Origin of the sequence: Bradyrhizobium roseum (assembly GCF_030413175.1) — a bacterium.
Classification (GTDB): domain Bacteria; phylum Pseudomonadota; class Alphaproteobacteria; order Rhizobiales; family Xanthobacteraceae; genus Bradyrhizobium; species Bradyrhizobium roseum.
On record NZ_CP129212.1, the window covers coordinates 3,283,880 to 3,303,439 of the forward strand.

21 protein-coding genes are annotated in these 19,560 nt (G+C 63.8%); 16 read left to right on the top strand and 5 right to left on the bottom strand.

Going from position 1 to position 19,560, the window contains the following annotated elements:
- Positions 1-9 precede the first annotated feature (9 nt).
- The 3 genes from QUH67_RS15570 to hemB all read right to left on the bottom strand — a co-directional run bounded on the left by QUH67_RS15570 (position 10) and on the right by hemB (position 2,834).
- Positions 10-786, bottom strand: a complete 777-nt coding sequence (locus tag QUH67_RS15570; protein WP_300947550.1) for an arginyltransferase — start codon at positions 784-786, stop codon at positions 10-12.
- A 198-nt stretch (positions 787-984) separates the two neighbouring features.
- The gene (locus QUH67_RS15575) at positions 985-1,551 is read right to left on the bottom strand and encodes an RDD family protein (RefSeq protein ID WP_300947551.1); all 567 of its coding nucleotides are present in this window, start codon (positions 1,549-1,551) and stop codon (positions 985-987) included.
- Positions 1,552-1,772: 221 nt separating this feature from the next.
- Positions 1,773-2,834, bottom strand: a complete 1,062-nt coding sequence (gene hemB, locus QUH67_RS15580) for a porphobilinogen synthase (protein WP_300947552.1) — start codon at positions 2,832-2,834, stop codon at positions 1,773-1,775.
- Positions 2,835-3,050: 216 nt separating this feature from the next.
- On the opposite strand from hemB, the gene QUH67_RS15585 reads away from it, so the two are divergent.
- The 15 genes from QUH67_RS15585 to QUH67_RS15655 all read left to right on the top strand — a co-directional run bounded on the left by QUH67_RS15585 (position 3,051) and on the right by QUH67_RS15655 (position 15,358).
- Positions 3,051-3,509, top strand: coding sequence for a DUF6163 family protein (locus tag QUH67_RS15585; protein ID WP_300947553.1), 459 nt, complete (start codon positions 3,051-3,053; stop codon positions 3,507-3,509).
- Positions 3,510-3,960: 451 nt separating this feature from the next.
- Positions 3,961-4,473 carry a transcriptional regulator LdtR gene (gene ldtR / locus QUH67_RS15590; RefSeq protein ID WP_300947554.1) on the top strand — a complete coding sequence of 171 codons (513 nt, stop codon included), beginning with the start codon at positions 3,961-3,963 and terminating at the stop codon, positions 4,471-4,473.
- Between the two features lie 275 nt (positions 4,474-4,748).
- Positions 4,749-4,973: a hypothetical protein gene (locus QUH67_RS15595; RefSeq protein ID WP_300947555.1), complete on the top strand. Its 225-nt coding sequence runs from the start codon at positions 4,749-4,751 to the stop codon at positions 4,971-4,973.
- Between the two features lie 30 nt (positions 4,974-5,003).
- Positions 5,004-5,225 carry a hypothetical protein gene (locus tag QUH67_RS15600; protein ID WP_300947556.1) on the top strand — a complete coding sequence of 74 codons (222 nt, stop codon included), beginning with the start codon at positions 5,004-5,006 and terminating at the stop codon, positions 5,223-5,225.
- 342 nt (positions 5,226-5,567) lie between these two features.
- The gene (locus QUH67_RS15605) at positions 5,568-6,191 is read left to right on the top strand and encodes a glutathione S-transferase family protein (RefSeq protein ID WP_300947557.1); all 624 of its coding nucleotides are present in this window, start codon (positions 5,568-5,570) and stop codon (positions 6,189-6,191) included.
- Between the two features lie 303 nt (positions 6,192-6,494).
- A complete protein-coding gene (gene glyA / locus QUH67_RS15610; RefSeq protein WP_300947558.1) occupies positions 6,495-7,802 on the top strand; it encodes a serine hydroxymethyltransferase in 1,308 nt (435 codons plus the stop codon).
- 11 nt (positions 7,803-7,813) lie between these two features.
- The gene (gene nrdR / locus QUH67_RS15615) at positions 7,814-8,296 is read left to right on the top strand and encodes a transcriptional regulator NrdR (protein WP_300947559.1); all 483 of its coding nucleotides are present in this window, start codon (positions 7,814-7,816) and stop codon (positions 8,294-8,296) included.
- The gene (ribD, locus tag QUH67_RS15620; protein WP_300947560.1) at positions 8,293-9,444 is read left to right on the top strand and encodes a bifunctional diaminohydroxyphosphoribosylaminopyrimidine deaminase/5-amino-6-(5-phosphoribosylamino)uracil reductase RibD; all 1,152 of its coding nucleotides are present in this window, start codon (positions 8,293-8,295) and stop codon (positions 9,442-9,444) included. Before nrdR ends, ribD begins: the two co-directional genes overlap by 4 nt.
- Positions 9,444-10,052, top strand: coding sequence for a riboflavin synthase (locus tag QUH67_RS15625; RefSeq protein ID WP_300947561.1), 609 nt, complete (start codon positions 9,444-9,446; stop codon positions 10,050-10,052). Before ribD ends, QUH67_RS15625 begins: the two co-directional genes overlap by 1 nt.
- 187 nt (positions 10,053-10,239) lie before the next feature.
- Positions 10,240-10,731 (top strand): 6,7-dimethyl-8-ribityllumazine synthase, encoded by a 492-nt coding sequence (ribH, locus tag QUH67_RS15630; RefSeq protein WP_300947562.1) that lies wholly within the window; start codon positions 10,240-10,242, stop codon positions 10,729-10,731.
- 2 nt (positions 10,732-10,733) lie between these two features.
- Positions 10,734-11,228 (top strand): transcription antitermination factor NusB, encoded by a 495-nt coding sequence (gene nusB / locus QUH67_RS15635; protein ID WP_300948057.1) that lies wholly within the window; start codon positions 10,734-10,736, stop codon positions 11,226-11,228.
- Positions 11,221-12,216: a thiamine-phosphate kinase gene (gene thiL, locus QUH67_RS15640; RefSeq protein ID WP_300947563.1), complete on the top strand. Its 996-nt coding sequence runs from the start codon at positions 11,221-11,223 to the stop codon at positions 12,214-12,216. Before nusB ends, thiL begins: the two co-directional genes overlap by 8 nt.
- A gap of 229 nt (positions 12,217-12,445) precedes the next feature.
- Positions 12,446-12,655 (top strand): cold-shock protein, encoded by a 210-nt coding sequence (locus QUH67_RS15645; protein WP_028345703.1) that lies wholly within the window; start codon positions 12,446-12,448, stop codon positions 12,653-12,655.
- 323 nt (positions 12,656-12,978) lie between these two features.
- Positions 12,979-15,099 (top strand): sodium-translocating pyrophosphatase, encoded by a 2,121-nt coding sequence (locus QUH67_RS15650; RefSeq protein ID WP_300947564.1) that lies wholly within the window; start codon positions 12,979-12,981, stop codon positions 15,097-15,099.
- 103 nt (positions 15,100-15,202) lie between these two features.
- On the top strand, positions 15,203-15,358 hold the full coding sequence (locus QUH67_RS15655; protein ID WP_300947565.1) for a hypothetical protein: 156 nt from the start codon (positions 15,203-15,205) through the stop codon (positions 15,356-15,358).
- A 66-nt stretch (positions 15,359-15,424) separates the two neighbouring features.
- Here the strand turns inward: QUH67_RS15655 and QUH67_RS15660 are convergent, their stop codons facing one another.
- Positions 15,425-16,396 (bottom strand): Bug family tripartite tricarboxylate transporter substrate binding protein, encoded by a 972-nt coding sequence (locus QUH67_RS15660; protein WP_407080434.1) that lies wholly within the window; start codon positions 16,394-16,396, stop codon positions 15,425-15,427.
- 180 nt (positions 16,397-16,576) lie between these two features.
- Positions 16,577-18,559 carry an AI-2E family transporter gene (locus QUH67_RS15665; RefSeq protein WP_300948058.1) on the bottom strand — a complete coding sequence of 661 codons (1,983 nt, stop codon included), beginning with the start codon at positions 18,557-18,559 and terminating at the stop codon, positions 16,577-16,579.
- 337 nt (positions 18,560-18,896) lie between these two features.
- On the opposite strand from QUH67_RS15665, the gene QUH67_RS15670 reads away from it, so the two are divergent.
- Positions 18,897-19,424, top strand: a complete 528-nt coding sequence (locus QUH67_RS15670; RefSeq protein ID WP_300947567.1) for an Isoquinoline 1-oxidoreductase subunit — start codon at positions 18,897-18,899, stop codon at positions 19,422-19,424.
- The last annotated feature ends 136 nt before the right edge of the window (positions 19,425-19,560 follow it).

The window sequence follows — 19,560 nt, forward strand, 5'->3', positions numbered from 1 at the left end:
ACAGGTCACTCAATCCTGCGGCTCGGCCAGCGTTTCGCCCGATGCATCGATCCGCAGCCAGCCTGACGGCGCCAGCCGTTGCTGCGGCAGGAAGCGGCCCTTGTAGTCCATCTTCTTGGAGCCCTCGATCCAGTAGCCGAGATAGACGTAAGGCAGTCCCAGCCGCCGCGCGCGGGTGATGTGATCGAGGATCATGAAGGTGCCGAGCGAGCGGCTCTGCTGCGACGGATCGAAGAACGAATAGACCATCGACAGCCCGTCGCTGAGCACGTCGGTCAGCGCCACCGCGATCAGTTCCTCGCCGCGCCCGGTGATGCCGGTATCGATGCCGCGTTTGCGGTATTCAATGATGCGGGTTTCGACGTGGCTGTCCTCCACCATCATGGCGTAGTCGAGCACCGTCATGTCGGCCATGCCGCCGTGGCGGTGCCGCTTGTCGAGATAGGCGCGGAACACCGAATACTGCTCGGATGTAGGCACTGCGCTGCGCTGCTCGCCGACGATATCGGCATTGCGCGCCAGAACCTTCTTGAAGTTGCGCGAGGGACGGAATTCGTTCGCGACCACGCGCACGGAGACGCAGGCCCGGCACTGGTCGCAGGCCGGGCGATAGGCGATCGACTGGCTGCGGCGGAAGCCGCCATGGGTCAGGAGGTCGTTGAGGTCGCCGGCCTTTTCGCCGACCAGATGCGTGAACACCTTGCGCTCGTGCCGGCCCGGGAGATAGGGGCAGGGCGAGGGCGCCGTCAGATAGAATTGCGGGGTGTCACGCGAATGCTGGGTCACGAGGGGTCGTCAGTCCTCCGAAACAAATCAACCATAGCGTTTCCGTGCCAAAGTAGACACCGGTCCGCGTTAAGAAAACGCGTCAAAACGAAAAAAGAGCCGCCCCGGCCCGGATACATTTCCTGGCCGGACAACCGCAGCATCGCGCCGCCGGGGCCGACCGTCAATTACAGTTTGCAGCTACGGTTTATTGCTCGCCTAGTAGCTGCCGCGACCCGCAGGCGCTACCTGGGTACGAACCGAGCTGTTGATGATCACGGTTCCCAGGATGATGTCGTGCAGCAGCCGGCGCCGGCCGTTGAACAACCCGACCAGGAGCACAAGCGGGGTCAGGAACGTCATCGAAACCCAGTACAGCACGGCGTGGCAGGCGCCGAGCACGAAGTAGCCCGGGGCGCCGTACCAGGTGCGCACCTCCAGATCCATCGCGCGCATGCCCATGGTGGCCGAGTGAGGCCCGCCGATCGAAGCGCCGTAATAGACGATCGCCCACACGATGGTGGCCGGCCAGGCCAGCCAGAACAGCATCCAGCCTAGCCCGAGCGTGATCACCCCGAACACGGCAATGAAGATGTAGCCGAGGATGACCGGCACCGTCAGCACGACGAGGTCGATCAGGAACGCAAATACCCGCCGCGTCAGCACGCCGCGAAACAGTTCCGGCTGCAGGTCGGGATCGAACGCATGCGGCGGCACCCCGCCGTCGTTCCGCCAGGCGCCGCCAGCGTTTGCGCCGCCGCTTTCGCCAGAGCTGCTATAAGACATGGTCCGTCCTCCAGACATATTCCCGCGGCTCAAATGGGAAACGGCCGCGCTCCCGCCAAGGGGCTGCGACCATTAACAGCGTGCAATATTGTGCGTGATCTTGGTGGAACGCCGCCCACCCGACGTCAATGCGAGCGAATCGAAGCAATCCATAGTGCCGCATAAAGGATGGATGGCTTGCTTCGTTGCTTCGCGCCTCGCAATGACGCGAGGTCCGGGGACTAGCCCCCCGCCTTCAACTTCTCCGCCGCCTTCGGTGCGAAATATGTCAAAATCCCGTCGGCGCCGGCGCGCTTGAAGCCAAGCAGGCTTTCCATCATGGCGCGGTCGCCGTCGATCCAGCCATTGTTGGCGGCGGCGGCGATCATCGCGTATTCGCCGGACACCTGATAGACGAAGGTCGGCATGGAGAACGTGTCTTTGACGCGCCGCACCACGTCGAGATAGGGCATGCCGGGCTTCACCATCACCATGTCCGCGCCCTCGGCGATGTCGAGTTCGACTTCGCGCAGCGCCTCGTCGGAATTGGCGCTGTCCATCTGGTAGGTGCGCTTGTCGCCGGTCAGCGTCTTCGCCGAGCCGATGGCGTCGCGGAACGGGCCGTAGAAGGCGCTAGCATATTTCGCCGCATAGGCCATGATCTGCACGTCGAGAAAACCTGCCTCGTCCAGCGCTTCGCGGATCGCGCCGACGCGGCCGTCCATCATGTCCGACGGCGCGATCACGTCGCAGCCGGCTTCGGCCTGGGTCAGCGCCTGCCGCACCAGCACCGCCACCGTCTCGTCGTTGAGGATCTTGCCGTCCTCGATCAGCCCGTCATGGCCATGGCTGGTGAAGGGATCGAGCGCCACGTCGCAGAGCACGCCGATCTCAGGAAATTCCTTCTTGATCGCACGCACCGACTGGCAGACCAGGTTGTTCGGGTTGAGCGCCTCGGAACCGGTTTCGTCGCGCAGGGACGCCTCGGTATAGGGGAACAGCGCGATGCAGGGGATATCGAGCTTCATCGCCCGCTCGGCGTCGCGCACCGCCTGATCGACGGTGAGGCGGTCGACGCCGGGCATCGAGGCGACCGGCGTGCGCGTGTTGTTGCCGTCGACCACGAAGATCGGCCAGATCAGGTCGTTGGTGGTCAGCACGTTTTCCCGCACCAGCCGCCGCGCCCATTCCGACTTGCGATTGCGCCGGGGGCGGATCGCCAGGTCCAGCGAGGTAGAGGCGAGGGTGGTCTGCCGCCGCGGTGTGTCGCGCATTTCGATCGGACGCCCGAATTTGATCGCCATGGATGGGGTGCTCCTGATGCGCGGGTCAGTTTTGATTTGTTCCAGTTCTAGCACCTTGCGGCGCTGCCGTCACCGAGCCTTGGCCATCTCATCGGCAATTGATTTTGCCGCCCCGGCGGGCCAAGACAGGCCATGAGACCACCGAACCACGCATCGTCCTCCATGCCGAGGCCGCCCCCAAGACCCAGCCCCCGGCCGAGCCCAAGGCCGACGTCGATGTCCGACGCCTCGCGGGATCAGGGGCGCGACAATGCGATGTCGATGGCGGCGATGTCGTCGGAGCGGATCGAGCCCGACGAAAATGTGTGGACGCGCCGCCTGGTCATGTTCCTGCGCGTCATGGCGATGATCTCGATCGTGAAGGGCCTGTTCCATTGGGCGCAGGTGACAGGGTTCATCGGCGGCGAGGAAGAGGCGTTCGAGAACCAGTCGATGGCCTGGCAGACCGCCACCGTCTATTTCGCCGTGATCGAACTCGTCGGTGCGGTTGGTCTGTGGCTTGCGACGCCCTGGGGCGCCGTGGTTTGGCTCACCACGGTCGTCTCGATGGCGGTGATCGAATTGATGTTTCCCGGCATCTATGGCGGCAGCCTCACGGTGGTGGGATTCGAGGCCTTGATGCTGGCGGCCTATCTGGCGCTCGCCTGGATGGCCGCGCGCGAACGGCCGCCGTAGATATTCTGTCGACCTCGCAGAGCGGCGAGGGGGGCCGAGCGACCGTACTTATTCAACGCGTCAGTTTCCCGCCATAATTTACCTGCGTGGAGAAATTGCCACGCGATCCCGGATTATTTTCGCAAATCTTTCCGGGTCCGATTCAATCACCGTTAAGGGCCGTAAACGGTTTAACCACACACCTTACGCGAGCGTTTCGATTTCAGACGGACCTGTTTCCGAATGCGACAGGGGCCGCACACGAAGCGTGAACATCGGCCGCCCACCGTCAATGAAATATTGCAAAAAGCATTGATCCAAGAGGCTTAATCGACAATTCACTCTGTTAAATTCATGATCTCTTTATTCTCTTATTTAAGCGGATGTTCAAACCGCCCCCTTAAGTTGAACCTATCAGGCGGGACAGAAGTTTCGTCGAAATAAGTCGAAAAACGACGACAGGGGAAGTGTCATGATCAAAGCCGTTGCAACGGCGGTGGAAACCGCCGAGCGCGCTCCCGGAGCTCCGGTACAGCCGCTCTATCTGGAAGCGCTGACGTTGGTGGAGCGCCTGCACCGTCGTCTGCTCGACGTTATCAAGGACGAATTCGATCGCCGCGGCCGCGCCGACATCAACTCGGTGCAGGCACTGCTGCTCTATAACATCGGCGACAAGGAACTGACCGCGGGCGAACTGCGCACACGCGGTTACTACCTCGGCTCCAACGTGTCCTATAATCTGAAGAAGCTCGTCGAGCTCGGCTTCCTCGATCATCAGCGCTCCCGCGTCGATCGCCGCTCGGTCCGCATCCGCCTGACGGCGCAGGGCCAGGAAATCCGCAAGATCGTCGACGCGCTCTACCAGAAGCACGTCAAGACGGTGGAGCAGGTCGGCGGCATCTCCAACGAGGAGTTCGCGACACTGAACAAGTCGCTGCACCGCCTTGAGCGCTTCTGGACCGACCAGATCCTGTATCGGCTCTGAAAACGACGCGGCGTTTTCGGGCGACGCGGACGCCGATTCGCGCAACGAAAACGCGCCAAAACTCTTCCGCTCGCGGTCAAGCCGGCCATCTGAGAAGACCGGCAGCCAACAGCAGTTAAAGGTACTGGCAAGGCAGTAAGCCCTGCTGAAAGCGCATCGGCTCCGGTGTTCCGGGGCTGGTGCGCTTTGTTTTTTGCGGCGAACGGCCCGGTTTACCGGGATGGAACCTTGTCGGACCTCGCGCATTGTTGAGCTTGTCACAGAACAGGTGAAGCATGCTGGCCGAGCGGGGAATCCAGGTACTGAACTTCGAGGTGGTGAGCGACGCCTACGCCATTGCGTCGAACTACCTGCACAAGACCGGCGCCATCGCTGATAGCCCCGCTCCGGACAAACGGCTGCTCGAGATCATCGCGAAGATGGTTCAGCACGGCGAATTCAACACGATCCGGCTCGCCAACAAGGCGATCTCCGAATTTGAAGCCCAGACGGCGGCCTGACCGCATCATCCGCATTCCCAGGAGAAGACCATGGAAGCCGCGATCGACCGCATCATGCAGACGTACGACCTGCTCGTGAACCGCACCGCAGCCGCCAGCGATGAGGCGCGCGGCAAGGTGACCGAATATCTGACCACGCTGGTGGAAGCAGGCGAGAAGGATACCCATCGGCTCACCGTGTGCGGGCTGACCTATCTGCGCCAGCTCGACGGCAGCAGCGATCCGGTGAAGGCAGGGTTCACGGGGCTGTAAGGCGGTTTGCCAGCGTGTCGATCGCGATGGCGGTGCTGGCGGCACAACACAACTAGCGGCCTTCAATCCTCGCACCCCTGGTCCGATTCCGGTTGGCGATTACGGCCTCGTATCTGATCGCCTTTGCGGCGGTCTGGAGTGGCGTGCCTCTAACCCTGCAGCGAGCGGTTCGAACTGGCCCTGCGTTCGCGCCCCCGTCAGCAAAACCCGTCACCGTCTGTAATAAAAGGTGGCTTTGATGGGGTCTGTTCGCTCTACCCATCCTGCGGGATGATTGCCTCGCGGTGCGGGCAGTGACAGTCTCGGGCCAACAACACGCAATCAACAAAACGAGGAAACCTCATGCTGACGCTTCATCACCTCAACGACTCCCGTTCGCAGCGAATTCTGTGGCTGCTGGAGGAGCTGGGCACGCCTTACGAGATGAAGCGCTATCAGCGCGACGGCGAGACGCGGCTGGCGCCGCCGGAGCTGAAGCAGGTCCATCCGCTCGGCAAATCGCCAGTCATTACGGACGGCGACACAACGATCGCCGAATCCGGCGCCATCGTCGATTACATCATCCGCCGCTACGGCAAGGGCGCGATGATGCCGGCGCAGGATGGCGCGGACTACGAGGCCTATAACGAATGGCTGCATTACTCGGAGGGCTCGGCGATGCTGCCGCTGATGCTGAACCTCTATGTGTCCCGGCTGAAAGAGGCCGGCGCTCCGCTGCATCCCCGCATCGACAGCGAACTGGCCAACCATCTCGGCTATGTCGACGCCGCGCTGAAGGACCGGGAGTTCTTCGTCGGGCCGGCGCTGACCGGCGCCGATATCCAGATGAGCTTCGTCGGCGAGATGGCCAAAGTGTTTGGCAAGCTCACCCCATACCCGAACCTCGCGGCCTGGCTGGGACGGATGCACGCCCGGCCGGCGTTCAAGCGGTCGCTGGAGAAGGGCGGGGCGTACAGGTTCGCCTAACTCACCGATAACTCTCCGTCGCCACGGGCTGGACCGGGGCCTATACCCCGCGGCCGTGGAGGGGTACGCTGGCGGACGCCTTCTTCGCCCAACGAGCTTCGGTGGCTATGGGCCCCGGGTCACGCCCGGGGCGACGAGGTCGGCCCTTCCTTCCCACCATATCTGGCATAAATACCAGCCCTGTACCGCAAGCGCTTGGCCAATTCCGGGCGATGTGGTATCTCGCAGGCGCTTCTTTCGACCGCCACACATAGCCGACCGCTTTGTCCCTAGGGGCTTGCGGCGGTGGAGATATTTCGCCCCATGACCTCGTCCTCCAGCTCCAAGACGGCCTCCGCGCCCGACTCGTTCTTTACGGCCACGCTCGCCGAGGCCGACCCGGAAATCGCCGCCGCGATCAAGGGCGAGCTCGGCCGCCAGCGGCATGAGGTCGAACTCATCGCGTCCGAGAACATCGTCAGCCGGGCGGTGCTGGAAGCGCAGGGTTCGGTGATGACGAACAAATACGCGGAAGGGTATCCGGGTGCGCGCTACTACGGCGGCTGCGAATGGGTCGACGTCGCCGAGACACTGGCCATCGAGCGCGCCAAAAAGCTGTTCGGCGCGCAGTTTGCCAACGTGCAGCCGAACTCGGGCAGCCAGATGAACCAGGCGGTGTTTCTGGCGCTGCTGCAGCCCGGCGACACGTTCATGGGCCTCGACCTCGCCGCCGGCGGCCATCTCACCCACGGCTCGCCGGTCAACATGTCCGGCAAGTGGTTCAAGGCCTCGCACTACACGGTGCGCCGCGACGACCACCTCATCGACATGGACGAGGTGGCAAAGCAGGCCGAGCAGGTCAAGCCGAAGCTGATCATCGCCGGCGGTTCGGCCTATTCGCGCCCCTGGGACTTCAAGCGTTTTCGCGAGATCGCCGACTCTGTAGGCGCGTACCTCCTGGTTGACATGGCGCATTTCGCCGGCCTGGTCGCCGGTGGCGTCCATGCCTCGCCGGTGCCGCATGCTCACGTCACCACGACCACGACGCACAAGTCGCTGCGCGGCCCGCGCGGCGGCCTGATCCTGAGCAATGACGAGGCGCTGGCCAAGAAGTTCAACTCGGCGATCTTCCCGGGCCTGCAGGGCGGTCCGCTGATGCATGTAATCGCCGCCAAGGCCGTCGCCTTCGCCGAGGCGCTGCGGCCGGACTTCAAGGTCTACGCCAAGAACGTGGTCGAGAACGCCAAGGCGTTGGCGGAAACATTGCGCGGTCACGGCTTCGACATCGTCTCCGGCGGCACCGACAACCATCTGATGCTGGTCGACCTGAGGCCAAAGGGCCTGAAGGGCAACGTGTCGGAGAAGGCGCTGGTGCGTGCTGCGATCACCTGCAACAAGAACGGCATTCCGTTCGATCCCGAAAAGCCGTTCGTCACCTCGGGCTTGCGTCTCGGTACGCCGGCGGCGACCACCCGCGGTTTCGGCGTCGCCGAATTCCAGCAGGTCGGCGGCCTGATTGCCGAGGTGCTGAATGCGCTGGCGCAGTCGGAGGACGGCAAGGCCCCGCTGGTCGAAGCCGCGATCAAGGAGCGCGTCAAGGCGCTCACCGACCGTTTCCCGATCTATCAGTAAGGTCGCATTGGATGCGTTGTCCCAGCTGCAACAGTCTCGATACGCAGGTGAAGGACTCGCGTCCGACCGAGGATTCGGCCGTGATCCGGCGGCGGCGGGTGTGTATCGCCTGCAACTTCCGTTTCACGACGTTCGAGCGGGTGCAGTTGCGCGAGCTCACCGTGATCAAGCGCAACGGCCGCCGGGTGCCGTTCGACCGCGACAAGCTGGTCCGCTCTCTGCAAATATCCTTGCGCAAGCGCCCGGTCGATCCTGAAAGGGTCGAAAAAATGGTTTCCGCGATCGTGCGCGAGCTCGAAAGCGGCGGTGAGGCGGAGGTTTCCTCGGAGATGATCGGCGAGATCGTGATGGAGCATCTGCGTCAGCTCGACGACGTCGCCTATGTCCGCTTCGCCTCGGTCTACCGCAATTTCCGCGAAGCCAAGGATTTTGAAGCCGTGCTCGGCGAGCTCTCTGCAGAAGACGCCGCGCGGGTCGCCACGTTGCCCAAATGATCTTCCGCATTCTGGAAGACCAGTACGGGCAGAAGCTGAAAGACGCCAAAGCGGCGGACCAGCGCTTCATGCAGCTGGCACTGTTGCTCGGCCGGCGTGGACTGGGGCGTACCTGGCCGAACCCGGCGGTTGGTGCGGTCGTGGTCAAGGACGGCGTGATCGTCGGCCGCGGCTGGACGCAGCCCGGTGGGCGCCCGCATGCCGAGCCCCAGGCGCTGCGGCGGGCCGGAGAGGCCGCGCGGGGCGCTACGCTCTATGTGACGCTGGAGCCCTGTTCGCATTTCGGCAAATCGCCGCCGTGTGTCGATGCGGTGATCGCCTCGGGCATTGCGCGCGTCGTGTCGGCGGTCGAAGATCCCAATCCGGAGGTCGGCGGGCAGGGCCACGCCAGACTTCGCGCCGCCGGTATTACGGTCGATGTCGGCCTTTGTGCCACGGAAGCGACCCATGATCACGCCGGACACTTCCGCCGCATCCGCGACAAGCGCCCGCACGTGATCCTGAAGCTCGCGGTCTCCGCCGACGACAAGATCGGCGCCGCCGGCCACACGCCGGTCACGATCACGGGCGAGCCGGCGAGGACGCGGGTCCATCAATTGCGCGCGCAATGCGACGCCATCCTGGTCGGCATCGGCACGGTGCTGGCGGACGATCCGGTTCTGACCTGCCGCCTGCCGGGGATGGAGGCGCGCTCGCCGGTCCGGGTGGTGCTGGATCGGGCGCTGCGGCTGCCAGGCGACAGCCAACTGGTTCATTCCGCCCGCCAGACGCCGCTCTGGGTGATGACGTCGGATTTCGCCGAAGCGCCCGCGGCCATGAAACTGGGCGCGGCCGGCGCGCAGGTGATGCGTGTGGCGACGACCGCGCAGCCCCCGGGGCTCGATCTGCCGGCGGTGCTGCATGCGTTGTCCGATAAGGGCATCACCCGGCTGATGGTGGAGGGCGGCTCACGGGTCGCCGCATCCTTTGTCGCCGCGGACCTGGTCGATGAAATCTGGCTGCTGCGCGGGCCTGACGAGATCGGGGCGGACGGCATTCCCGCGCTGGACGCATTGCCGCTGTCGTCTCTCACCGGGTCGCCTGCCTTCAAGACACGTGCTAGCGAAAACCTCGGCAAAGATATTCTTACCGTTTACGGGCGGGCCTGATGTTTACCGGAATTGTCACCGATGTCGGCGAGATCGCGAGCCTGACGCCAACGGCGCAGGGCCAGTTGCACCGCCTGCGCATCGCCTGCCGCTACGACCAGGCCACCATCGCCGATGGTGCGTCGATCGCCTGCAATGGCGTCTGCCTGACGGTGGTCGGTTCCGGTGTCGAAGGCGGCAGGACCTGGTTCGACGTCGATGCCGCCGCAGAAACCCTCGGCATGACGACCGCAAAGCACTGGGCCGAGGGGACAAGACTCAACCTTGAACGCGCGCTGAAGATCGGCGACGAACTCGGCGGCCATATTGTCGCGGGCCATGCCGACGGCATTGCGACCATCGTCAAGCGTGACGATCTGCCTGACATGGCGCGATTCGAACTGCGCACCGCGCGAGAGCTGGCGCGCTTTATCGCCGCCAAGGGCTCGGTGACGCTGGATGGCGTGTCGCTGACGGTGAATACGGTCGAAGATGTCACGTTTTCGGTGCTGATCATCCCGCACACGCTCAGCGTGACCACATTGAACGGCTGGCGCGGCGGTAGCGAGGTCAATATCGAGGTCGACCTGATGGCCCGATACGCGGCGCGGCTGTCGGAAATGAAGTGACAGGGTAACAAGCGGCGCTTAAAACGCCCGCCACCCCCTCTCGGTGAGGAGGCGGCCCTCGCGCCGTCTCGAGCCATGAGGCCCTGATATCGCCATCCTTCGAGACGCGGCCGATTGGCCGTTCCTCCAGCAATAACGGCGAAGCCGTTATGCAGGGATGAGGACCGAGCAAGACGGAAGAGAGCAGATGGCAGACGCACGGCGCGCACCGCTGAAGGACCAGACCGACATCTCAGGCGCGCGCGCGCTGATTGTCGAGGCGCGGTTCTACGACGACATTCAGGATGCGCTGCTGGAAGGCGCGGTTGCCGAGCTCAAGGCGGCCGGTGTGACGCATGACCTCATCACGGTGCCGGGCGCGCTGGAAATTCCGGCCGCCATCGCCATCGCGCTCGATGCTGCTGAAAAGAACGGCAAGCCCTATGATGCGGCAATCGCACTCGGCTGCGTGGTGCGCGGCGATACCATCCACTTCGAAATCGTTTCGATCGAATCCTCGCGCGCGCTGATGGATCTGGCGGTCTCCAGAGGTTTCCCGCTCGGCAACGGCATCATCACGGTCAATACCGATGCGCAGGCCTGGGCGAGGGCGCGTGCCAGCGAGTTGAACAAGGGTGGCGACGCCGCGCGCGCGGCGCTGGCGATGTTGCGGATCAAGCGGCGGCTGACAAAGGCCTGATGATGGCAGACAGCAAGAAGCCAGTGAAAAGTCCCGACAGGAAAGCCAACCGGCGCGGCGCGGCGCGGCTTGCCGCCGTGCAGGCGCTCTACCAGATGGACATCGCAGGTGCGGGGATCAACGACATCTTTGCCGAGTTCGAAAGCCATTGGCTCGGCAATGAGGTCGAGGGCGACAAATATCTGCCGGCCGAGGCTGCGTTCTTCAAGGACGTGGTGGCCGGCGTGGTGCGCGACCAGGCCCAGCTCGATCCCCTGATCGACGACGCGCTGCAAAAGGGCTGGCCGCTGAAGCGGATCGACGCGATCTTGCGCGCGGTGCTGCGTGCCGGCTCGTATGAGCTGGAACACCGCAAGGACGTTCCGGGCCGCGTGGTCGTGTCCGAATATGTCGACGTCGCGCATGCCTTTGTGGAGAAGGACGAAACGGGCATGGTCAACGCCGTGCTCGACCAGATCGCGCGCCAGTTCCGCGCCGACGAGTTCGCGCGTGGCTAGCGGCAAACCCGCGTCCGGCGAGGACTCGCTGATCGCGCGCTACTTTCGGCCGCTCGCCACCGACCCCGGCGCCTTCGGCCTCGATGACGATGCCGCGGCGCTGAAGCCCGACGGTTCCGATATCGTGGTGACGACGGACGCCATCGTCGAGGGCGTGCATTTCCTGCCCGACGATCCTCCCGACACCGTCGCGCGCAAGGCGCTGCGGGTGAACCTCTCCGATCTCGCCGCGAAAGGGGCGATCCCGGCCGGTTTCGTGCTGACGCTGGCCTTGCGGCATGCCGACGAAGCCTGGCTGAAGCCGTTTGCGGCGGCGCTGGGCGAGGATGCCGCGCAGTTCGCCTGTCCGCTGCTGGGTGGGGATACCGTTTCGACGCCGGGCCCGCTGATGGTCTCGGTCACCGCGTTCGGCCGGGTGCCGCCGGGCAGGATGGTCCATCGCAACGGCGCAAAGGCGGGCGAGCGGGTGATGGTGACCGGCACGATCGGTGACGCCGCGCTGGGTCTCGCCATCCTGCGTGGCGGAGAAGTGCACGCCGCGGCGACCGACAAGTCTGCCCGCGACGCACTGATCAGCCGCTATCGGGTGCCGCAGCCGCGCGTAGCCATGGCGAATATCGTTCGCGACCATGCCAGCGCATCGATGGATGTGTCGGACGGCCTGGCCGGCGACCTCGCCAAGCTCTGCGGCGTGTCCGGCGTGTCCGCGGTCATCGACTTGCCGTCGGTCCCGCTGTCGGGCGCGGCGAGGGACCTGGTGTCGCGCGGCATCGTCAGGCGTGAGATGCTGGTGGCTGGCGGCGATGATTACGAGATCCTGTGCACGTTGCCGGAGCATCGCGTCGAAACGTTCGTGCAATCTGCACGGGATGCCCGCATTGCGGTGAGTTCCATCGGCACGGTGGTTGCGGGAAGCGAGGTGCCGAGGTTCGTCGATGCGAACGGCGCTGAAATCGCACTGCAACGGCTCTCTTACAGCCATTTTTGAAGGCTGGTCCCCCGCGCGCCAAAAGCTTGATTCCCGGCCGGCTTTATTTCCCGCTAGCCATTGCTATTCTGTGGAAAACCTATAGGTGTATTGCCATTCGATTATCGTCGTGCCTTTTCGAACGCGCCTCCCTGAGAGGCTTCTTCCAGAGACATCGTCGTAAGATTGGATTTTGAATCCGTGCGATCGCCGCGCGGAATGAAAGCCTATGTGCTTTGGAGAAGAGAAAATGGCTACGGGAACAGTGAAGTGGTTCAACGGTCAAAAGGGTTTCGGTTTCATTGAGCCGAGCGATGGCAGCAAGGATGTGTTCGTGCACATCTCCGCCGTTGAGCGCGCCGGCCTCGGCGGTCTGGCCGAAGGTCAGAAGGTTCAGTTCGAACTCAAGACCGACAAGATGCGGGGCAAGGTGAGCGCGGAAAACCTGTCGCTCGTCTAAGACCTCGAAACGGTCGTTTCACGGATGTACTGGAATGGCTAGTGAGCCCGCTCGATCCTGATGGGATTGGGCGGGTTCTTGTATTTTGGGCTCGGCTCTACCGCAGGGTCGGCCACGCTTTCAGCAGTTCGGCCCTCGCTTCGCGGTGACTCCTTCCAAAAATCGACGGATTCTGACCTCCCCGGCGTTGCGTCGAGGAAACGATTTTGGCATGGTCCCGCCGATTTGAGGCCACCCCTAAGGGCAGGGAAGGCCTCCAAAATAAGCGCCGGCCGCGCTCGCGGGATGGCGTGGGGCGGATACCAGCATCTGAGGCAACTTCTATGACAGCATTATGGGTGATCGTGCTCTGCGGAGCGCTTTCGATCGTTTACGCCATCTGGGCGACGTCTTCCGTCATGAAGGCGGATGCCGGCAACGCGCGCATGCAGGAAATCGCGGCGGCGGTGGCCGAAGGCGCGCAGGCTTACCTGAAGCGCCAGTACATGACGATTGCCATCGTCGGCGTCGTGATCTTCGCCCTGCTGGCGTACTTCCTCGGCATGCTGGTGGCGATCGGCTTCCTGATCGGCGCCGTGCTGTCGGGCGCCGCAGGCTTCATCGGCATGAACGTCTCGGTCCGAGCCAACGTGCGCACCGCCCAGGCCGCGACCACCTCGCTGGCTGGCGGTCTCGAACTCGCCTTCAAGGCGGGCGCGATCACCGGCCTCCTGGTCGCTGGTCTCGCGCTGCTCGGCGTCACCATCTACTTCGCCTACCTCACCCACGGCATGGGGCTTAAGGCCAACGACCGCGTCGTCGTCGACGCGCTGGTGGCGCTCGGCTTCGGCGCCTCGCTGATCTCGATCTTCGCCCGTCTCGGCGGCGGCATATTCACCAAGGGCGCCGATGTCGGCGGTGACCTCGTCGGCAAGGTCGAGGCCGGTATCCCCGAGGACGATCCGCGCAACCCGGCGACCATTGCCGACAACGTCGGCGACAATGTCGGCGACTGCGCCGGCATGGCGGCCGACCTGTTCGAGACCTACGCGGTAACCGCGGTCGCCACCATGGTGTTGGCCGCGATCTTCTTTGCGACCTCGCCGCTGCTGGTGAACATGATGACCCTGCCGCTCGCCATCGGCGGCGTCTGCATCATCACCTCGATCATCGGCACCTTCTTCGTCAAGCTCGGCGCCAGCCAGTCCATCATGGGCGCGCTGTACAAGGGCCTGATCGCGACCGGCGTGCTGTCGCTATTCGGCGTTGCCGCCGTCATCAACTGGCTGATCGGCTTCGGCCCGCTGGCGGGCGTGAAGTACACCGGCCTGGCGCTGTTCGAATGCGGCATCGTCGGCCTCGTCGTCACCGGCCTGATCATCTGGATCACCGAATACTACACCGGCACGGATTATCGCCCGGTGAAGTCGATCGCCGCTTCGTCGGTTACCGGTCATGGCACCAACGTGATCCAGGGTCTGGCGATCTCGATGGAATCGACCGCGATGCCCGCGATCGTCATCATCGCCGGCATCCTCGTCACCTACAGCCTTGCCGGCCTGTTCGGCATCGCCATTGCGACCACGACGATGCTGGCGCTGGCCGGCATGATCGTGGCCCTCGACGCCTTCGGCCCGGTGACGGACAACGCCGGTGGCATCGCCGAAATGGCCGGCCTGCCGAAGGAAGTCCGAAAGTCGACCGACGCGCTCGACGCGGTCGGCAACACCACCAAGGCGGTCACCAAGGGTTACGCGATCGGCTCGGCCGGTCTCGGCGCACTGGTGCTGTTCGCGGCCTACAATGAAGACCTCAAATTCTTCATCGCCAATTCCGCGAAATATCCGTACTTCCAGGGCGTGCTGCCCGACTTCTCGCTGAACAACCCCTACGTCGTGGTCGGCCTGCTGTTCGGCGGCCTGCTGCCGTATCTGTTCGGCGCGATGGGCATGACCGCGGTCGGCCGTGCGGCCGGCGCGATCGTCGAGGAAGTGCGGCGGCAGTTCCGCGAAAAGCCCGGCATCATGCAGGGCACCGACAAGCCGGATTACGGCCGTGCGGTCGACCTGCTGACCAAGGCGGCGATCAAGGAAATGATCATCCCGTCGCTGCTGCCGGTGCTGTCGCCGATCTTCGTCTACTTCGTGATCTACGCGGTCGCGGGCGGCGGCGCGGCCGGCAAGTCGGCGGCATTTTCGGCCGTTGGCGCCATGCTGCTCGGCGTGATCGTGACCGGCCTGTTTGTCGCGATCTCGATGACTTCGGGCGGCGGCGCCTGGGACAACGCCAAGAAGTACATCGAGGACGGCCACTACGGCGGCAAGGGTTCCGACGCCCACAAGGCGGCCGTGACCGGCGATACCGTCGGCGACCCCTACAAGGACACGGCGGGCCCCGCGGTGAACCCGATGATCAAGATCACCAACATCGTTGCGCTGCTACTGCTGGCGATCCTGGCGCACTGAGCGGCGAGAACTCACTTGAAGAAAAACCCCGCGGCGCGAGCCGCGGGGTTTTTAGTTGGTTCAACCTCGTTCGCTGCACGCGGACCCATACGGAGATTAATCCATGTCGCTTTCATCCGCCCGCAACTACGCGCTCCGTGCTGCTAAGTCGCAGGACCAAAAGGAGGCCGCCGAACTGCTGTCCAAGGCGATCCTTGAACTGGCCATGTCGATCGAGGCCACTGACGCCAAGGTCAAGAAGATCAACAAGTCGTCCTGACGAACGAAAATCCCGCGGCCGAGACCGCGGGATTTGGTTTGGAAAGCCTTGCGGCGGGCGACGCGATCAGTTCACGTCCATCTGCAGGCCTTCGCGCTTGATGATCTCGCCGAATTTGTTGGTTTCGGCCTGCACGAATTCGGAGAATTGCTGCGGCGTGCCCCAGTCGGCGGTGGCGCCCATGCCACCGATGGTCTTTTTGATATCCTCGCGCGCCAGCATCGCCTTGATCTCCTTGTTCAGCGCCTCGACGACGGGAGCGGGCGCGGCTTTCGGCAGGAAGATGCCGAACCAGGAGGAGACGTCGAATTTGGCAAGCTCGGGCACCCCCTCGCGGATGGTCGGGATGTTCGGCGCCGCCGGGGTGCGTTCGGGCGTGGTGACGCACAGCGCGGTGAGCTTGCCGTCCTGGGTTTGCGGCAGCGATGGGTAGAGGTTGTCGAACAGGATCTGGATATCGCCCGCCAGCGCAGCCTGCAGGGCCGGGCCGGCGCCGCGGAACGGCACGTGCACCATCTTCAGGCCGGTGAGCTGCAGGAACCATGCGCCGGTCAGGTGAGGGCTCTGTCCGACGCCGGAGGAGGCGTAGGTCAGCTTGTCCGGATTGGCCTTGATGTAGGCGATCAGTTCTGGAATCGACTTGATGCCGGTCGAGGGATGGGCTGAGACGATGTTCGGAATCCGGATCAGGTTGCTGACCGGCTGCAACTGCTCCGCCTTGTAGGTCATGTTGCGGAAGATGCTGTAGGCGATCGCGTTCGGGCCGGGATTGCCGACCAGGATGACATGGCCGTCCGCCCTGCCGCGCACCACTTCGGCGGTGCCGATGGTGCCGCCGCCGCCCGAGCGGTTTTCCACGACGGCCGACTGGCCCCATGCGGTCTGCAGGTGCGCGGCCAGCAGCCGTCCCATCACGTCGGTGCTGCCGCCGGCCGCCGCCGGCACGATGACGCGGACGGTTTCTGTCGGCCGCCAGTCCGAACCGTAGCTGGCGCGCGGCAGGATCGCCGCGGCCGAAATGGCTGCAGCTCCGGTCAAGGCCCGGCGTCGAGAAATAGCTTTAATCGTCACAAGTTCGCTCCCTGCTGAATCATCTGCTTGCAAGGAACCTAGGCACGGCGCGCGAGGAGGGCAAGCGGCGACCTGCGAAGGGATTTCCACCTTACGGAAATAGGCTGTGCCCGTCCTTCAATTCCTTGCCGGACGCAGGAACGCGAGTCAGGTCGCCGAAACCACGAGGGGCGGCTCAAGGCGATCTGCCGGCGTCAGGGGCTGTTGTGGGGGTGCTCGCGCAGCCTCGATACAGAGCCTTACGGCTTCGCCGATGGTTCCTGCCACGAGGTCGGCCTTCGCGCTTTCCTGCACCGATTTCAGGAACGTCTCATCGGCTTCCCGTGTGCAGCAGATCAGCATGATGGTTGCATTAGGCAGCCGTCGTCGCAAGCGACGAACGGAATATCGCATGTGCGCATCACCTGAAGCACCGAGGTAAATCAGGCAGACGACGGCAATGCCGACAGGTTCAAGCCTGACCACGTTTGTCGTCGAAAGCGCTTCTGCACCCTCGACACGCGCGGCCAAGCCGTGAACGGTTGAGAGCTGTGCCAGCATGGTCGCGGCCGCTTCATCGATCAGGCTGCGGCCGGCGATGCACAGCACGGGATGCTCGCCCTGCCACTCCGGCAACAGGTCTAGCTTGCCAAGAACCGGAAGATTTTCATTGGCAGCATTTCGGGACACGCTTTCGATGGCGGAGGAGGCTTCCGCGTCGGTCGTCGACTCGCCAATAGTTGGGTCATCATCCCGTTCGGAAAGATCGCCGGCAAACTCGCTGACGGCGTCTCGAATCTTGACGAGGCGCTCCTGGTCGAGCGCGCCTCGCTCGGCATCGGCTTGCGCGAGCTGCAGGCCCTTCACAGCGACCTCGTCGTAGTAGGAGGCTAGCGATCGTTCCTTCAGAAACGCCTCGGCCTTTTCGGCGGCTTCGGTCGGATCGCCGGCGAGCATGCGCTGGTAGAAGATTTCCGGAGGCGAAAGCGCAGGACGGTCGCCAAACATGACGTCGAGGAATTCCAGGCGCTCGACGTGACGTCCCATCACGACCAGGCACACGGTGAGGGGAGTTGCGAGAACCAGTCCGATCGGTCCCCAAAGCGCAGTCCAGAAAGTGGCTGAAGCCACCACGGCGACGGGAGACAGACCGGTACTGCGGCCATACACCATCGGCTCGATCACGTGGCCTGCAATCGGCTCGACGACAAGGAAAAGGACCAGCGTCCATACCAGCATCGACCAGCCCGGATCGACCGCTACGGCGAGAGCCAGCGGGAACGCAGCCGAGATTATGGCGCCGATATAGGGCACGAAGCGCAGCGCTGCGGCGAGGATGCCCCAAAGGACGGCGCTCGGGATGCCGATGAGCCACAGCCCGATTCCGATGGAGACACCGAATGCGCTGTTCAGGGCAAGTTGAGTGAGAAACAGGCGGCTGAGCCGATGGGCTGCGTCGTCCAACGCGGCCGTCGTACGCTGCAGATCCGACGACCCCGCGAGCCGTATGAGGCGGTTTCGCAAGTCTTCCCGCTGCAGCAGGATGAAGATGACAAAGATAACGATGATGCCGGTGGTCGCGAGCGGATGGATCAGCGGCGATATCAGCGTGCGCAGGCTTTCCAGCGCACCGGGATCGGGCTGGCGGACCTCTACCGGTACCGGCGTCAATGGTGCTGATGGATTTGGACTGAGGGACGGGCGGGCGGCCGAAACGTCTTTTGGCTTGTCCAGTTCCTTGCCGAGATCCTTCAGCATGTCGGACGCGCGCTCCAGCGTCTTGCTGCCTGCCTGCGCGTCCCGGAACGATTGAATCTTCTGACTGATCGTCGATTGATAGTTCGGGAGTTCCCCGGCGAGTTGGGAGAGCTGGGTCGCGAGCAGACTGCCCATCGCAAAAATCAGCACGAACGCAAGCAGGACAACGCTCACGACCGATAGCCCGCGGGGCACGCGAAGGCGCTGCAGGAGATTCACCAGCGGCGCCAAAACGAAGCTCAGCAGAATGGCCAAGGCCACCGCAACAAGAATGTCGCGGCCGAAGTAGAGCATCGAGATGATGACGACGGCGAGGATGGCGGTTGCCGCTGCGCCCAGTAGCCCCAGGACTTCTTCACTGGTGCGGGCCTTGAAGGGCTGCCGAGCGATCATCTTCATGAGGGTGTTCCAGCCAGACGGCGCGAAGCGACGCTGCTCGGTTGAGAGTGAATGGCGAGCTGGCCCGAAAGCTCCGTCCCCTGTCGGATAACGGAGGCGTGAGGCGCTGGTTCCGTAGTCGGAAAATGGATTCTGCCTCAGCTACGTCAGGCAGCCACGGGCGCGGATCCGGGTCCAGCCTGCCGGAACTTGATTCTGCCGAGCTTGTTGTCGTGCGATGATGCTTCCGAGAACAAAGTCGTTCCTGAGCTTTTCCGCACTCGCTCTGGCGGCGGTTCTGGCACACGCGCAATCCACGGCCCATTCCGAGCCGCTCCCCGCGAAGCAGACGTTGCAAGAGCCCGGAGCATTTCAGTCGATAGCCGATCCCGCGGCGCGCTCGCGCGCCATCTTTTCCGAGGTCGCCAAGGTCATTACGCATCCACGCTGCATGAACTGTCATCCGGCGGGAAATCATCCGCTGCAAGGCGACGATCAGCGCGATCATATGCCACCGGTATGGCGCGCCGAGACGGGACATTTCGAAGCCAGTTGCGGCGGGTGCCATACGACGAAAAACACGACGCTGCGCGACGCGGCGTCCTACAAGAGCATCCCCGGTCATCCGCGCTGGGGTTTTGCGCCGTTATCCATGGCCTGGCAGAACAAGTCCGTCGGCGAGATTTGCCGGCAACTGAAGGACGTGAAGCGCAATGGCGGTCGCGATCTCGCTGCCTTGCATGAGCACATCGCCAAGGATGATCTCGTGGCCTGGGGCTGGAATCCCGGCGAGGGCCGCCAGCCCGCTCCCGGCAGTCAGGAAGCCGCAGGCAGACTGGTTCAGGCCTGGATCGACACCGGCGCAGAGTGCCCGCCGTAGGCACCAGCATCGTCCTGAACCGTATTGATGCCGTCGCTGTGGAGCGCGGTTAGCGCACGCTATCAAAGAAGCGCGCCTTTGCGGCAGTGGTTAATCCTTCGCTGCCGAAATCATCAACCACCCCTAAGACGCTTCG

What these genes read in the sequence shown, in the direction of transcription:
- QUH67_RS15645 (WP_028345703.1), top strand. Translation starts at nt 12,446, where the DNA reads ATGGCTACGGGAACAGTGAAGTGGTTCAACGGTCAAAAGGGTTTCGGT.
- ldtR (WP_300947554.1), top strand. Translation starts at nt 3,961, where the DNA reads ATGATCAAAGCCGTTGCAACGGCGGTGGAAACCGCCGAGCGCGCTCCC.
- QUH67_RS15625 (WP_300947561.1), top strand. Translation starts at nt 9,444, where the DNA reads ATGTTTACCGGAATTGTCACCGATGTCGGCGAGATCGCGAGCCTGACG.
- nrdR (WP_300947559.1), top strand. Translation starts at nt 7,814, where the DNA reads ATGCGTTGTCCCAGCTGCAACAGTCTCGATACGCAGGTGAAGGACTCG.
- ribD (WP_300947560.1), top strand. Translation starts at nt 8,293, where the DNA reads ATGATCTTCCGCATTCTGGAAGACCAGTACGGGCAGAAGCTGAAAGAC.
- QUH67_RS15605 (WP_300947557.1), top strand. Translation starts at nt 5,568, where the DNA reads ATGCTGACGCTTCATCACCTCAACGACTCCCGTTCGCAGCGAATTCTG.
- QUH67_RS15665 (WP_300948058.1), bottom strand. Translation starts at nt 18,559, where the DNA reads ATGATCGCTCGGCAGCCCTTCAAGGCCCGCACCAGTGAAGAAGTCCTG.
- QUH67_RS15585 (WP_300947553.1), top strand. Translation starts at nt 3,051, where the DNA reads ATGTCCGACGCCTCGCGGGATCAGGGGCGCGACAATGCGATGTCGATG.
- ribH (WP_300947562.1), top strand. Translation starts at nt 10,240, where the DNA reads ATGGCAGACGCACGGCGCGCACCGCTGAAGGACCAGACCGACATCTCA.
- hemB (WP_300947552.1), bottom strand. Translation starts at nt 2,834, where the DNA reads ATGGCGATCAAATTCGGGCGTCCGATCGAAATGCGCGACACACCGCGG.
- QUH67_RS15595 (WP_300947555.1), top strand. Translation starts at nt 4,749, where the DNA reads ATGCTGGCCGAGCGGGGAATCCAGGTACTGAACTTCGAGGTGGTGAGC.
- QUH67_RS15600 (WP_300947556.1), top strand. Translation starts at nt 5,004, where the DNA reads ATGGAAGCCGCGATCGACCGCATCATGCAGACGTACGACCTGCTCGTG.
- QUH67_RS15650 (WP_300947564.1), top strand. Translation starts at nt 12,979, where the DNA reads ATGACAGCATTATGGGTGATCGTGCTCTGCGGAGCGCTTTCGATCGTT.
- glyA (WP_300947558.1), top strand. Translation starts at nt 6,495, where the DNA reads ATGACCTCGTCCTCCAGCTCCAAGACGGCCTCCGCGCCCGACTCGTTC.
- QUH67_RS15575 (WP_300947551.1), bottom strand. Translation starts at nt 1,551, where the DNA reads ATGTCTTATAGCAGCTCTGGCGAAAGCGGCGGCGCAAACGCTGGCGGC.
- nusB (WP_300948057.1), top strand. Translation starts at nt 10,734, where the DNA reads ATGGCAGACAGCAAGAAGCCAGTGAAAAGTCCCGACAGGAAAGCCAAC.
- QUH67_RS15655 (WP_300947565.1), top strand. Translation starts at nt 15,203, where the DNA reads ATGTCGCTTTCATCCGCCCGCAACTACGCGCTCCGTGCTGCTAAGTCG.